Source organism: Citrobacter sp. Cpo069 (genome assembly GCF_030332785.1).
Lineage (GTDB): Bacteria > Pseudomonadota > Gammaproteobacteria > Enterobacterales > Enterobacteriaceae > Citrobacter > Citrobacter portucalensis.
In genome coordinates, this window is record NZ_JAOWHD010000046.1 from 31660 (window position 1) to 44470 (window position 12811).

12 protein-coding genes are annotated in these 12811 nt (G+C 53.7%); 5 read left to right on the top strand and 7 right to left on the bottom strand.

Annotated elements, in window-relative coordinates; all coding sequences use genetic code 11:
* Nucleotides 1-134: 134 nt before the first annotated feature.
* The 4 genes from pstC to phoU are packed head-to-tail and all read left to right on the top strand — an operon-like array spanning nucleotide 135 to nucleotide 3544.
* Nucleotides 135-1094 (top strand): phosphate ABC transporter permease PstC, encoded by a 960-nt coding sequence (gene pstC, locus OGY08_RS09755; RefSeq protein WP_008786549.1) that lies wholly within the window; start codon nucleotides 135-137, stop codon nucleotides 1092-1094.
* On the top strand, nucleotides 1094-1984 hold the full coding sequence (gene pstA / locus OGY08_RS09760) for a phosphate ABC transporter permease PstA (protein WP_003827037.1): 891 nt from the start codon (nucleotides 1094-1096) through the stop codon (nucleotides 1982-1984). Before pstC ends, pstA begins: the two co-directional genes overlap by 1 nt.
* A 46-nt stretch (nucleotides 1985-2030) precedes the next feature.
* Nucleotides 2031-2804: a phosphate ABC transporter ATP-binding protein PstB gene (gene pstB / locus OGY08_RS09765; protein WP_003023821.1), complete on the top strand. Its 774-nt coding sequence runs from the start codon at nucleotides 2031-2033 to the stop codon at nucleotides 2802-2804.
* Nucleotides 2805-2818: 14 nt separating this feature from the next.
* Nucleotides 2819-3544: a phosphate signaling complex protein PhoU gene (gene phoU / locus OGY08_RS09770; RefSeq protein WP_003023824.1), complete on the top strand. Its 726-nt coding sequence runs from the start codon at nucleotides 2819-2821 to the stop codon at nucleotides 3542-3544.
* 119 nt (nucleotides 3545-3663) lie between these two features.
* Here phoU and yieH read toward each other — a convergent pair whose 3' ends face one another.
* A complete protein-coding gene (gene yieH / locus OGY08_RS09775) occupies nucleotides 3664-4329 on the bottom strand; it encodes a 6-phosphogluconate phosphatase (RefSeq protein WP_003827040.1) in 666 nt (221 codons plus the stop codon).
* Between the two features lie 167 nt (nucleotides 4330-4496).
* On the opposite strand from yieH, the gene adeP reads away from it, so the two are divergent.
* Entirely contained in the window at nucleotides 4497-5834 is a 1338-nt protein-coding gene (adeP, locus tag OGY08_RS09780; RefSeq protein ID WP_003827042.1) for an adenine permease AdeP, read from the top strand.
* Between the two features lie 56 nt (nucleotides 5835-5890).
* On the opposite strand, the gene OGY08_RS09785 is transcribed toward adeP, so the two are convergent.
* The 6 genes from OGY08_RS09785 to yidC all read right to left on the bottom strand — a co-directional run bounded on the left by OGY08_RS09785 (nucleotide 5891) and on the right by yidC (nucleotide 12809).
* Entirely contained in the window at nucleotides 5891-6457 is a 567-nt protein-coding gene (locus OGY08_RS09785; protein WP_003827046.1) for an NADPH-dependent FMN reductase, read from the bottom strand.
* 30 nt (nucleotides 6458-6487) lie between these two features.
* Nucleotides 6488-7234: a 4'-phosphopantetheinyl transferase family protein gene (locus tag OGY08_RS09790; RefSeq protein ID WP_048227371.1), complete on the bottom strand. Its 747-nt coding sequence runs from the start codon at nucleotides 7232-7234 to the stop codon at nucleotides 6488-6490.
* 166 nt (nucleotides 7235-7400) lie between these two features.
* Nucleotides 7401-8360, bottom strand: coding sequence for an HTH-type transcriptional regulator YidZ (gene yidZ / locus OGY08_RS09795; RefSeq protein ID WP_125363080.1), 960 nt, complete (start codon nucleotides 8358-8360; stop codon nucleotides 7401-7403).
* Nucleotides 8329-9510 (bottom strand): MFS transporter, encoded by a 1182-nt coding sequence (locus OGY08_RS09800; protein WP_125363079.1) that lies wholly within the window; start codon nucleotides 9508-9510, stop codon nucleotides 8329-8331. Before OGY08_RS09800 ends, yidZ begins: the two co-directional genes overlap by 32 nt.
* 182 nt (nucleotides 9511-9692) lie before the next feature.
* Nucleotides 9693-11057, bottom strand: a complete 1365-nt coding sequence (gene mnmE / locus OGY08_RS09805; RefSeq protein WP_008786545.1) for a tRNA uridine-5-carboxymethylaminomethyl(34) synthesis GTPase MnmE — start codon at nucleotides 11055-11057, stop codon at nucleotides 9693-9695.
* A gap of 105 nt (nucleotides 11058-11162) precedes the next feature.
* Nucleotides 11163-12809 carry a membrane protein insertase YidC gene (yidC, locus tag OGY08_RS09810; protein ID WP_125363078.1) on the bottom strand — a complete coding sequence of 549 codons (1647 nt, stop codon included), beginning with the start codon at nucleotides 12807-12809 and terminating at the stop codon, nucleotides 11163-11165.
* Nucleotides 12810-12811 lie beyond the last annotated feature (2 nt).

Consider the following 12811-nt stretch of genomic DNA (forward strand, 5'->3'; position numbering starts at 1 on the left):
TTTAACGAGTTGGCGGATGGCGCTACGCTTATCCGCCCTACAGTTCCGACTGTAGGCCCAATTTGTAGGCCGGATAAGCGTAGCGCCATCCGGCAGGGCAATTTCGTAAACGCGTTTAACTTAAAGAGTGATTTATGGCTGCAACCAAGCCTGCTTTTAACCCACCGGGTAAAAAGGGTGACATGATATTCAGCGCGCTGGTAAAACTGGCTGCGCTGATTGTGCTATTGATGTTGGGTGGCATTATTGTCTCTCTGGTTATCTCCTCCTGGCCAAGCATACAGAAATTTGGTTTCTCCTTTTTGTGGACCAAAGACTGGGATGCGCCGAACGATATCTACGGCGCGCTGGTACCGATTTACGGTACGCTGGTCACCTCGTTTATTGCATTGCTGATTGCCGTTCCGGTGAGTTTCGGCATTGCGCTGTTCCTGACTGAACTTGCACCCGGTTGGCTGCGTCGTCCGCTGGGTATCGCTATTGAACTGCTGGCAGCAATTCCGAGTATCGTATACGGCATGTGGGGCCTGTTTATCTTTGCCCCGCTGTTTGCGACGTACTTCCAGGAGCCGGTCGGAAACATCCTTTCCAACATTCCGTTTGTTGGTGCACTGTTCGCTGGCCCGGCGTTTGGTATCGGTATTCTGGCGGCTGGTGTGATCCTCGCTATCATGATCATTCCGTACATTGCTGCGGTTATGCGTGATGTGTTCGAACAAACGCCGGTGCTTATGAAAGAGTCAGCCTACGGTATCGGCTGTACCACCTGGGAAGTTATCTGGCGTATCGTCCTGCCGTTCACCAAAAATGGTGTGATCGGCGGTGTGATGCTGGGTCTGGGCCGCGCGCTGGGTGAAACCATGGCGGTCACCTTTATCATTGGTAACACCTACCAGCTCGATAGTGCCTCGCTGTACATGCCGGGCAACAGTATTACCTCTGCGCTGGCGAATGAATTTGCCGAAGCGGAATCTGGCCTGCACGTTGCTGCGTTGATGGAACTGGGTCTGATTCTGTTTGTGATCACCTTCATCGTACTGGCGGCGTCTAAGTTCATGATCATGCGCCTTGCGAAGAACGAGGGGGCACGCTAATGGCTACGCTTGAAATGCAAAACACCACTGCGCTGGCGGAGTCCCGCCGTAAAATGCAGGCACGTCGCCGTCTGAAGAACCGCATCGCGCTGACGCTCTCTATGGCGACCATGGCGTTCGGTCTGTTCTGGCTCATTTGGATCCTGATGTCCACGATCACCCGTGGTATTGACGGTATGTCGCTGGCGCTGTTCACCGAAATGACGCCTCCGCCGAATACAGCGGGTGGTGGTCTGGCGAACGCCCTGGCCGGTAGCGGACTGTTAATTCTGTGGGCGACCGTGTTTGGTACACCGCTTGGCATTATGGCGGGTATCTACCTGGCAGAGTACGGACGTAAGTCCTGGCTGGCTGAGGTTATCCGCTTTATCAATGACATTCTGCTGTCTGCGCCATCAATCGTAGTCGGTCTGTTCGTTTACACCATTGTGGTAGCAAAAATGGAACACTTCTCTGGCTGGGCGGGCGTTATCGCGCTGGCGCTGCTGCAGGTGCCCATTGTTATTCGTACCACGGAGAACATGCTCAAGCTGGTGCCGGATAGTCTGCGTGAAGCTGCCTATGCACTGGGTACGCCGAAATGGAAGATGATTTCTGCAATCACCCTGAAGGCGTCTGTCTCGGGGATCATTACAGGCGTTCTGTTAGCGATTGCTCGTATCGCAGGTGAAACGGCTCCGCTGCTGTTTACGTCGCTCTCCAATCAGTTCTGGAGCACCGACATGATGCAGCCTATCGCCAACCTGCCGGTCACTATCTTTAAGTTTGCTATGAGCCCGTTTGCTGAGTGGCAGCAACTGGCCTGGGCCGGGGTACTGATTATTACCTTGTGCGTACTGCTGCTGAACATTCTGGCGCGCGTCATTTTCGCGAAGAAGAAACACGGTTAATTTTTACGGCGTGGCTGATGCGGCGCCGGATGAGGAAGAGATTGAAATGAGTATGGTTGATACTGCCCCGGGTAAGATTCAGGTTCGTGATTTGAACTTCTACTATGGCAAATTCCATGCCCTGAAGAACATCAACCTGGATATAGCTAAAAACCAGGTAACGGCGTTTATCGGGCCGTCAGGCTGTGGTAAATCGACGCTGCTGCGTACGTTCAACAAAATGTTTGAACTGTACCCGGAGCAGCGTGCGGAAGGTGAAATCCTGCTGGATGGCGACAATATTCTCACCAATACCCAGGATATCGCTCTGCTGCGTGCCAAAGTGGGCATGGTATTCCAGAAGCCGACGCCGTTCCCGATGTCCATCTACGACAACATTGCTTTTGGCGTACGTCTGTTTGAGAAACTCTCGCGTGCGGATATGGACGAGCGTGTGCAGTGGGCATTGACCAAGGCCGCATTGTGGAACGAAACCAAAGATAAATTACACCAGAGCGGGTACTCTCTCTCGGGTGGTCAGCAGCAGCGTCTGTGTATTGCGCGTGGTATCGCCATTCGCCCGGAAGTGCTTCTGCTTGATGAGCCATGTTCAGCGCTCGACCCTATTTCTACCGGGCGTATCGAAGAGCTGATCACTGAGCTGAAAGAGGATTACACCGTCGTTATCGTTACCCACAACATGCAGCAGGCTGCGCGTTGTTCCGATCACACGGCATTTATGTACCTGGGCGAGTTGATTGAGTTCAGCAACACGGACGATCTGTTCACCAAGCCCGCGAAGAAACAAACTGAAGATTACATCACCGGTCGTTACGGCTGATTCAGGAGCTTGTTGTGGATAACCTTAACCTTAATAAACATATTTCCGGCCAGTTCAATGCAGAGCTGGAAAGCATCCGTACCCAGGTGATGACCATGGGCGGCATGGTCGAGCAGCAGCTTTCTGATGCAATCACGGCGATGCACAACCAGGACAGCGAGCTGGCAAAACGCGTCATTGAAGGCGATAAGAACGTCAACATGATGGAAGTGGCGATCGACGAAGCCTGCGTGCGTATCATCGCCAAGCGTCAACCGACAGCGAGCGACCTGCGTCTGGTGATGGCGATTATCAAAACCATCGCTGAGCTGGAACGTATTGGCGACGTGGCGGACAAAATTTGCCGTACCGCGCTGGAGAAGTTCTCGCAACAGCACCAGCCGCTGCTGGTAAGCCTGGAATCACTGGGCCGCCACACCGTACAAATGCTGCATGACGTGCTGGATGCGTTTGCACGTATGGATCTTGACGAAGCAGTGCGTATTTATCGCGAAGATAAGAAAGTTGACCAGGAATATGAAGGCATCGTGCGTCAGCTGATGACTTATATGATGGAAGACCCACGTACCATTCCAAGCGTGCTGACCGCGCTGTTCTGCGCACGTTCCATCGAACGTATCGGTGACCGCTGCCAGAATATCTGCGAATACATCTTCTACTTCGTGAAGGGACAAGACTTCCGTCACGTGGGCGGGGATGAGCTGGATAAGCTGCTGGCGGGCAAAGATCCGAAGGAATAAGCAGTTTGTTGCGTTCGCCGGGATCCCCCGGCGTCGCTATTGTAGGCCGGATAAGGTGTTACGCCGCATCCGGCATTCTGCCATTCGCCTGATGGCGCTTTGCTTATCGGGCCTACTGTTTATTCGACGATATTCCAACCCCGCGCTTTCCACAATTCCGGCAACTGTGCCAGATCGGTAAACGTCGTCACTTTTGGATGATCGATCGGTTTGTTATGCGGATCGGCGCAGAAGTAGAACACTTCCATCCCGGCGGCAATCCCCGCCTGCGCACCTGCGCTGGAATCATCAACCAGAATGCAGTTCTCAACGTTAACGTCCATCGCTTTCGCCGCATGGAACATCAGGGCCGGATCGGGCTTCCAACGCTGAATATCGTAGCCGCTGAACAGTAAATCAGGAAAATGGTGCAACATGCCCAGCTTACCCAGCGAATGCTGCATTTTACTGACCGGACCGTTAGAGACCACACACATTGGTACGGCCATGCTGTCCAGTAGCGCATTGGCACCGGCAATCACCTCCAGTTCCGTATCGAACAGACGTGCGACCTCAGCGCGATAAACCGGTTCTAAATCGGCTTTTGCCAGTTCGACACCGTGCTCCTCGTTGATAATGTCGATGATCTCGTACAGCTTTACCCCCTTGAAGCGTTTGAAAATTTCTTCAAGATCGAGCGTAATGCCAAACGCCTGGAACATGCTGACATACGCGCGAGAACAAATCACTTCACTGTCGACAAGGGTACCGTCACAGTCAAAAAATACGGCTTCTATCTGGGACATGTCATTTCCGTTTTAACAAGTTTAACGTTTTCGTAATGCATTATTGGGCGACGCAATCGTTGCCGTATAAGCAAAATCAATGAAAAAAGTTGCTCATAACCCAACCCTATTGTCGCATTTTGGTATAGGATAGCGACGAATTTTCCCTCCTTGTTCGGAAATTGATAATGAGTCAACAACACACAACCCAGGCTTCTGGCCAGGGGATGCTGGAACGCGTGTTCAAACTGCGCGAACATGGCACGACGGCACGGACCGAAGTGATCGCCGGTTTAACGACCTTCCTGACGATGGTGTATATCGTTTTTGTTAACCCGCAAATTCTTGGCGTGGCTGGCATGGATACCAGCGCTGTCTTTGTTACCACCTGCCTTATTGCTGCATTTGGTAGCATCCTGATGGGCCTGTTTGCCAACCTGCCGGTCGCACTTGCGCCTGCTATGGGCCTGAACGCATTCTTCGCTTTCGTGGTCGTTGGCGCGATGGGGCTGTCATGGCAGATTGGAATGGGCGCTATCTTCTGGGGCGCTGTTGGTCTGCTGCTGCTGACGATTTTCCGCGTTCGTTACTGGATGATTGCCAATATCCCGGTTAGCCTGCGTGTGGGGATCACCAGCGGTATTGGTCTGTTCATCGGCATGATGGGGCTGAAAAACGCCGGTGTTATCGTCGCCAACAAAGACACGCTGGTGTCTATCGGTAACCTGACGTCCCACAGCGTACTGCTCGGTATCCTGGGCTTCTTTATCATCGCGATTCTGGCGTCCCGTAACATTCACGCGGCGGTGCTGATTTCTATCATCGTAACCACGCTGCTGGGCTGGATGCTGGGCGATGTTCATTACAACGGTATCGTTTCTGCGCCACCGAGCGTGATGTCCGTTATCGGACATGTCGACCTGGCCGGTTCGTTTAACATTGGCCTGGCGGGTGTGATTTTCTCGTTCATGCTGGTTAACCTGTTCGACTCCTCCGGTACGCTGATTGGCGTTACGGATAAAGCCGGTCTGGCGGATGCGAAGGGCAAGTTCCCGCGCATGAAGCAAGCGCTGTATGTGGATAGCGTGTCGTCGGTTACCGGGGCGTTTATCGGGACTTCTTCCGTTACTGCGTATATCGAATCTTCTTCCGGGGTTTCGGTCGGTGGACGTACCGGTCTGACCGCCGTGGTCGTTGGTCTGCTGTTCCTGTTGGTTATCTTCCTGTCGCCGCTGGCGGGGATGGTACCGGGTTATGCAGCAGCAGGTGCGCTGATTTACGTTGGCGTCCTGATGACATCAAGCCTGTCGCGCGTGAAGTGGGATGACCTTACAGAAGCGGTTCCGGCGTTTATTACTGCCGTGATGATGCCCTTTAGCTTCTCAATTACCGAAGGTATTGCGCTGGGCTTTATTTCTTACTGCGTGATGAAGATTGGTACCGGACGTTTCCGCGATCTCAGCCCGTGCGTCATCATTGTCGCGCTGCTGTTTGTGCTGAAGATTGTGTTTATCGACGCGCACTAATCGTTGTTTATTTGCCCATATATCAACAAGCCCGGCATATCGCCGGGCTTTTTCTTTTACGCTTTCACGCGCTGAATGTAGTCGCCAAATGCGGTCAATTGACCGGTCAGATGGTCCAGCGTGCTTTGGTCGATCACTTCACCTGTCTGCGGGTCTACTTTGTTCTGAATGACGCCGCCCATAAATTCCGGCTTGTTCATTACCATGGCGTCGAGGAATACCAGGATCTGACGTAGATGATACTGGCAGCGCGCGCCGCCAATAGCGCCCATAGAACTGGTCTGGATCAGCACCGGCTTACCCGATAATGGCTGATCGGGCAGGCGGGACAGCCAGTCGATGGCGTTCTTCAGTCCGCCCGGAACAGAATAGTTATATTCAGGTGTGACGATGACGACACCGTCAGCCTTTCTGATTTGCTCAGCCAGTGCTTCTACGCTGGCCGGAAAACCTTCTTCCTGTTGGAGGTCGGCATCGTACAGAGGGATATCACCAATCGACGGCAGCGCGTTCACTTCCATTCCCGCTGGAGCAATCTTGGGCAGCGTACGGGCAACCATTCCATTAAACGAACCTTTGCGCAGACTTCCCAGTAACGTAACAACATTCAATGTTTCAGACATGGTGGCTCCTGTTTCATCATGAAGGTTAAATCAAAGCGTATGGCTCTTCGCTGCACATAATTGAGAGAACCGGATCAGACGACCCGTTGGCTCATTGGCGCGAGTCTGGATATCAGGCAAAATTTTCCAGTCCTGTTTACCATCAAACTCCCAAACTTTGAGTTTTTCAATGGTTGGCGTAACCGCAACTGACCACACCAGTACATCTTCCGCATCGCAAATGGCTTCAACCTGCGCCACATGGGCACATTTCAGGCGCCCTGCGCCGGGTAAAAGCTGGAGCTCGCGCGGATCGTCATTGCACACATCGCCAGTGAGTTTGAGTACGCTCTGGCGCAATGTAATGAGCTGCGCGCGTGCTTCGTTGGGGTCGTTTTGGTTATTGATCCACAGGTTTTCGTTACTGGAGAAGCGCCACGTTTCCGCTGAATTTGGATTGTGAAACCCGCGGGTGGCCCGCTGAAGTTCCATATCCAGGCCGCACGTTCCTTCAGTTGTTAGCACAACGCCGACGATATTCCCGGCATAGGAAATCGAAAAACCCGGCAGGTTCTTATCGCGAAAAACGGGCTTACCTTTGGCCTGAGTAACAATTTCGGGCAGCGTGCTGGTGCCGTAAAGCATAAACATCAGTTCAGCGAGAAGACTTCGGGAAGCCAGGAAACGTGTCCGGCGATGAGCGGGTAGATCTCTTGCTTCGATATGACATGGAGAAGGGAGGCGAGCTGAAACCAGGTGTCCCTCCGTAAGAATCCCTCTGGCAAAATGTGTCGCCATTTGTCGCTCCGTGATTAATGGTCCGTGATTATTACCAGAGTAACATTTACACGGCTTCCGGGCAGGCTTTGCTGCCCAAAAACTAAGCGAAAATGGGAGACATTACGCGATATTTACATTTCTGTTGCCAGAATGGTCGATTTAGCAACACCAAAATGAAGGATCGTCAGGAGATATCGCGATAAAGCGCCTTGATCGTGTCTTTTAGCCAGACGATCTTAGGATTGTGGCTGTTGCGTTTATGCCAAAGAAGAGTGAACGGTACGCGCATTTTTTCCAGTTGCGCCGTATCAAATGGCATCGGCCGTGCAACGAGTGGAAGCTGGTGGAGTTGGTTATAACGCTGGCAATAGACCGGTGCGGTGGCTATCAGCGCGTGATCCGGCTGCGCGGCCATAAACAGCGATTGCTCAAAACCGGGCAGACATAACGCGATATTGCGTGCGCGTCCCATTTCTTGCAGGACTTCATCCAGCGCCCATGTATCGCTTTGTTCCCAGCTAATGCTGATGTGCGGATAGCGCAGAAAGGTGTCCAGATTCCACTCTTCCTGCAGTGCGGGATGATCTTCACGTAGCCAGACGCAGGGCAGATCGGAAAACAGCACTTCATGGTCGATCGACAATGGCAACAAACTCAGCAGTTCGCGCGAACGCGGATGGCTTTCGCGCCCGGTAAAGCCAATATCCACTTCACCGCGAATAATGGCATCCAGCGAGTCATAGTCCCAGTTGCGTATTTTGATTGTTGCCTGGGGATAGCGCTGATAAATCTGCAGGGAGAGCGCATTGAACATGATCATCACTAACGGCGTTTCGGCCGCCAGATCAAACTTCAGCCCGCGTGGAGACTCATGGTGCGGCTTATCGAGCAACTGATTGCCCATCTGCATCCATTCAGCAAGGCTCTGCTCCATGCTGACCATCAGCGGCGTCGGCGATAGCCCCAGCGGGGTGTTCACAAACAAGGGATCATCAAACCAGGTCCGCAGCTTCGACAGCGACTTACTGACCGCCGACGGCGTGACGTTCATCCGTTTGGCGGTTTTAGTGACGCTGCGTTCCTGCATCAACAGCTGCAGGCAGAGCAATAAATTAAGATCGAGACTGCTGAGGGATTTCTTCATGAGTTGGCGCGGACCGGTTAGGTGCAACAGTGATAATCAGCATGATACTCACTATGCTACAGCCAATCAGAATCCCGATCAGCATATTCAGCGCATCAAGGCCAAGAACCGCCGCCAGCCAAATCCACAGCGAGGAACCGCAAACCTGCGCAATACCTAATGCTGAGCTGGCGACGCCCGCGCGCAGCGAGAACGGCCCAAGCGCCTGGCTCATCGCAACACCGAAGCCGACCGAGAATCCAGCGCAGATTAACGTCAGCCCGAAAAGCGTTACTGCGTGTGAAGTGGCAAGGGTTAACACCACGCCGGCACACAGAAACAGCACCTGTGAGGTCAGCATCAGAACGCGAGGCTTAAATACGCTCAGAGCAAATGGCGTAGAGAAAGAGACCGCCATACTGATGCCTGCGGTCATGGCCATCGTGGTGGCATACTCACCACGGTCGAAGCCCATCACTTCCATCAGCAGCACCGGAGACGTATTCACGAAGGTCAGGATCACCGACACGCTGAGGGTGGTAATGGCCAGACGGCTTAAGAAAAAGCGGTTTATCAGTGATTCGGTCGTGTGGTGCTTTTCCGTCGTCGCCATAAGCGTTGCTGGGCGCGATTCTCGCAGGACAAACACCGACAGCAGGCAAACAGCCACCCCCATTCCCATCATCGTGTAGAACAGGCTCTGCCACGGGTATTTGAGCATGATCAGATGCCCCATCACTGGAGCCAGCACCGGCACGATACAGGTAATACCGTTCAACAACGACAGTACCTTCGCCCGGCGGCGATCGTCGAGCGTATCGCGCAGGATAGCGAAAGCCACCACGTAGCAACAGCCCGCACCTACGCCCTGAATAAAACGACCTATGAGGAATGGCGTACCGCTTTCGGCGAAAGAACATAGCGCAGAGGCGAAAATAAAGATGAGTGCGCCGACTATGGCGACCGGTTTGCGACCTGACTGGTCGGCAATTTTACCGGCGAACAGCATCGCCGTCGCCATTCCTGCCAGATAAACCGAAAACGCGATATGCAGTTGCGCCTCGCTGGCCTGTAAATCGGCAGCAATACGGGGCAGCCCCACCAGATACATATCAATACCGGCAGGATAAAGAAGAACCAGGGCGAAACTGCAGATTAGAAAGCGTGTCATAGCGACCTCATAAGAAATGTGGCGCTAAGCATACGGTCAGAGAGTCAACTGCACGAGTTGCCATTTGGACAACAGTGATTTCCACATGGGAAATAGTTGTTGCCGGATGGCGGCGTAAATGCCTTATCCGGCCTACGGGGCCTGTAGGCCCGGTTAGAATCTAGCTACCGGGCAACACAACGCTACTTACCAATACAGAAGCTGGAGAAAATCCGTCCCAGCAGATCGTCGGAAGTAAATTCTCCGGTGATCTCACTGAGGTTCTGCTGCGCCAGGCGTAGCTCCTCAGCCAGCAATTCTCCGGCCCATGCTCCGAGCAGTTGGGCTTTACCCTGCTCGAGATGCTCTGCAGCTTCTGCCAGCGCCTGCAGGTGACGACGACGCGCCAGGAAGCCGCCTTCCATATTGGTTTCAAAGCCCATGCTCTGTTTGAGATGATTACGCAGTACGTCAACGCCTTCACCGGTACGCGCGGAGAGGCGAACCAGTGAGTGGCTATTTACTTCGCTAAGGCCCAGCGTCTCACCGGTAATATCCGCTTTGTTACGCACCACGGTGATCGGCAGTTTGGCTGGCAGACGGGCAATAAAGTCTGGCCAGATATCTGCCGGGTCCACGGCGTCGGTGGTGGTGCCATCAACCATAAACAGTACACGGTCGGCCTGTTCAATTTCCTGCCAGGCACGTTCGATACCGATGCGTTCAACTTCGTCGCTGGCATCGCGCAAACCGGCGGTGTCGATGATGTGTAGCGGCATGCCGTCGATGTGAATATGCTCACGCAGCACGTCGCGAGTAGTCCCGGCGATATCGGTGACAATGGCCGCCTCACGGCCAGCCAGCGCGTTCAGCAGGCTTGATTTCCCGGCGTTTGGCCGACCGGCAATCACCACCTTCATCCCTTCGCGCAGCAGGCTGCCCTGACGCGCTTCCGCACGCACGGCATCAAGATCGCTGATAACGCTGTTGAGTTGCGCTTCAATCTTGCCGTCAGACAGGAAGTCGATTTCTTCATCCGGGAAGTCGATCGCTGCTTCAACATAGATGCGCAGGTGAGTGAGCGCTTCCACAAGATGATTTACCCGTGCGGAAAATGCGCCCTGCAACGAGTTCAGCGCCGAGCGAGCGGCTTGCTCTGAGCTGGCATCGATCAGGTCGGCAATCGCCTCGGCCTGGGCTAAATCGAGCTTATCATTGAGAAACGCTCGCTCGGAGAATTCACCCGGTCTGGCAATGCGCAGCCCGGGAATGGTCAGAATACGTTTGAGCAGCAGGTCAAGAATCACTGGACCGCCGTGGCCCTGAAGCTCTAAAACGTCTTCGCCGGTAAAGGAGTTTGGGCCGGGGAACCACAAGGCAATCCCCTGATCCAGCGCGCTGCCATCCGCGTCTTTAAACGGCAGATAATCGGCATAACGCGGTTTGGGCAGTTTCCCCAGTACGGTTTCTGCGACCTCACGCGCCTTCAGGCCGGAGATACGCAGGATACCCACGCCACCACGTCCCGGTGGGGTGGCCTGAGCGACGATGGTGTCGTTATGGCTCATGGTTTGTCTCTTCTTAATGCAATAAAAAAGGCGGTCTAATGACCGCCCTTTACTTTATGTTCCGTTTGCCGGATGGCGGCTTCGCCTAATCCGGCCTACACCGAATCAGGAGTTTTTCTTCTCGCGGCTATGCAGGCCACGTTTCTCCAGACCACGGTAAATCAGCTGCTGCTGAATAATGGTTACCAGGTTGCTGACGATATAGTACAGCACCAGACCTGACGGGAACCACAGGAAGAACACGGTGAAGATGACCGGCATGAAGGTCATGATCTTCTGCTGCATCGGGTCGGTTACAGTGGTCGGAGACATCTTCTGAATGAAGAACATCGTCACGCCCATCAGAATCGGCAGGATGTAGTACGGGTCCTGTGCAGACAGGTCATGGATCCACAGGGCGAACGGCGCATGACGCAGTTCAATGGAGCCCATCAGCATGTAGTACAACGCCAGGAAGATTGGCATCTGGATGATCAGCGGGAAGCAGCCGCCCAGCGGGTTTACCTTCTCAGCTTTGTACAGGGCCATCATTTCCTGGCTCTGACGCTGTTTGTCATCGCCCAGACGCTCACGCATAGCCTGAATCTTCGGCTGCAGCATACGCATCTTCGCCATGGAGGTGTACTGCGCTTTGGTCAGCGGGTACATGATGCCACGAACGATAAAGGTGATAACGATGATGGAGAAGCCCCAGTTACCCAGGAAGCTATGGATCCACTTCAGCAGTTTAAACAGCGGCTGAGAAATGAACCACAACCAGCCGTAATCCACGGTCAGATCCAGGTGCGGTGCAACGGCCGCCATTTTATCCTGAATTTCCGGGCCGACCCACAGGGTGCTGGTCATCGCGCCAGTCTGGCCTGGCTGTACCAGTACCGGCTGTGATTTATAGCCGATAGCGGCAATGCCGTTACCCAGGTTAGCGGTATAGAAGTTGTTGGTGCCGTCGTTACGCGGAACCCATGCCGTTGCGAAATACTGTTGCAGCATTGCGACCCAGCCGTCTTTAGCATTGACGTTCAGGTTTTCGTTTTCAGCAATGGTGTCGAATTTGTATTTCTCATACTTCTCATCCGGCGTGGAGTACGCCGCGCCACGGAAGGTGTGCAGCGCAAAGTTGCTGCTACCGGTGTCGCGATGAGATGGCAGATTGATGGATTGCTTCAGCTGACCAAAGGTGGAGACTTCCAGCGGTTTTTCGCCGGCGTTCTGCACGCTGTAGTTAACGTTGACAGCATATTCACCACGCTTGAGTACAAACGTTTTAGTGAATGTGTTACCCGCTGCGTCAGTATAGGTCATCGGGATCTGCAGTTCGTTCTGACCGTCAGCCAGTACAAACGCGTCTTTATCGACGTTGTACAGCGGACGTGGGCCGTTAGCCGGGTTATCCGGGCCGTCACGACCTGTCAGGCCACTCTGTGCCTGGTAGATGAACTGTGGCGTGGTTTCCAGTAACTGGAACGGTTCGGTAGAACCGAGTTCTTTCGGGTAAGCTGGCAGTGAAGCCTGTTCCACATCACCACCACGGGTGTTGATGGTCAGATCAAGCACGTCAGTTTTAACCGTAATCAGTTTCCCCTGGCCACTGGCCGGTACGCCCTGGTCTGCGGCGCTACCCGCTGCGGTGGTCGTTGTCTGCGTGGTCTGTTGGGCCTGAGGTTGCGGGTTTTTATCCTGCTCCCAGGCTTGCCAGATCATGAAAGACACGAACAGCAAAGCGATGACTAAAAGATTGCGTTGCGAATCCATCG

What these genes read in the sequence shown, in the direction of transcription:
- pstC (WP_008786549.1), top strand. Translation starts at nt 135, where the DNA reads ATGGCTGCAACCAAGCCTGCTTTTAACCCACCGGGTAAAAAGGGTGAC.
- pstA (WP_003827037.1), top strand. Translation starts at nt 1,094, where the DNA reads ATGGCTACGCTTGAAATGCAAAACACCACTGCGCTGGCGGAGTCCCGC.
- pstB (WP_003023821.1), top strand. Translation starts at nt 2,031, where the DNA reads ATGAGTATGGTTGATACTGCCCCGGGTAAGATTCAGGTTCGTGATTTG.
- yieH (WP_003827040.1), bottom strand. Translation starts at nt 4,329, where the DNA reads ATGTCCCAGATAGAAGCCGTATTTTTTGACTGTGACGGTACCCTTGTC.
- adeP (WP_003827042.1), top strand. Translation starts at nt 4,497, where the DNA reads ATGAGTCAACAACACACAACCCAGGCTTCTGGCCAGGGGATGCTGGAA.
- OGY08_RS09785 (WP_003827046.1), bottom strand. Translation starts at nt 6,457, where the DNA reads ATGTCTGAAACATTGAATGTTGTTACGTTACTGGGAAGTCTGCGCAAA.
- OGY08_RS09790 (WP_048227371.1), bottom strand. Translation starts at nt 7,234, where the DNA reads ATGGCGACACATTTTGCCAGAGGGATTCTTACGGAGGGACACCTGGTT.
- yidZ (WP_125363080.1), bottom strand. Translation starts at nt 8,360, where the DNA reads ATGAAGAAATCCCTCAGCAGTCTCGATCTTAATTTATTGCTCTGCCTG.
- OGY08_RS09800 (WP_125363079.1), bottom strand. Translation starts at nt 9,510, where the DNA reads ATGACACGCTTTCTAATCTGCAGTTTCGCCCTGGTTCTTCTTTATCCT.
- mnmE (WP_008786545.1), bottom strand. Translation starts at nt 11,057, where the DNA reads ATGAGCCATAACGACACCATCGTCGCTCAGGCCACCCCACCGGGACGT.
- yidC (WP_125363078.1), bottom strand. Translation starts at nt 12,809, where the DNA reads ATGGATTCGCAACGCAATCTTTTAGTCATCGCTTTGCTGTTCGTGTCT.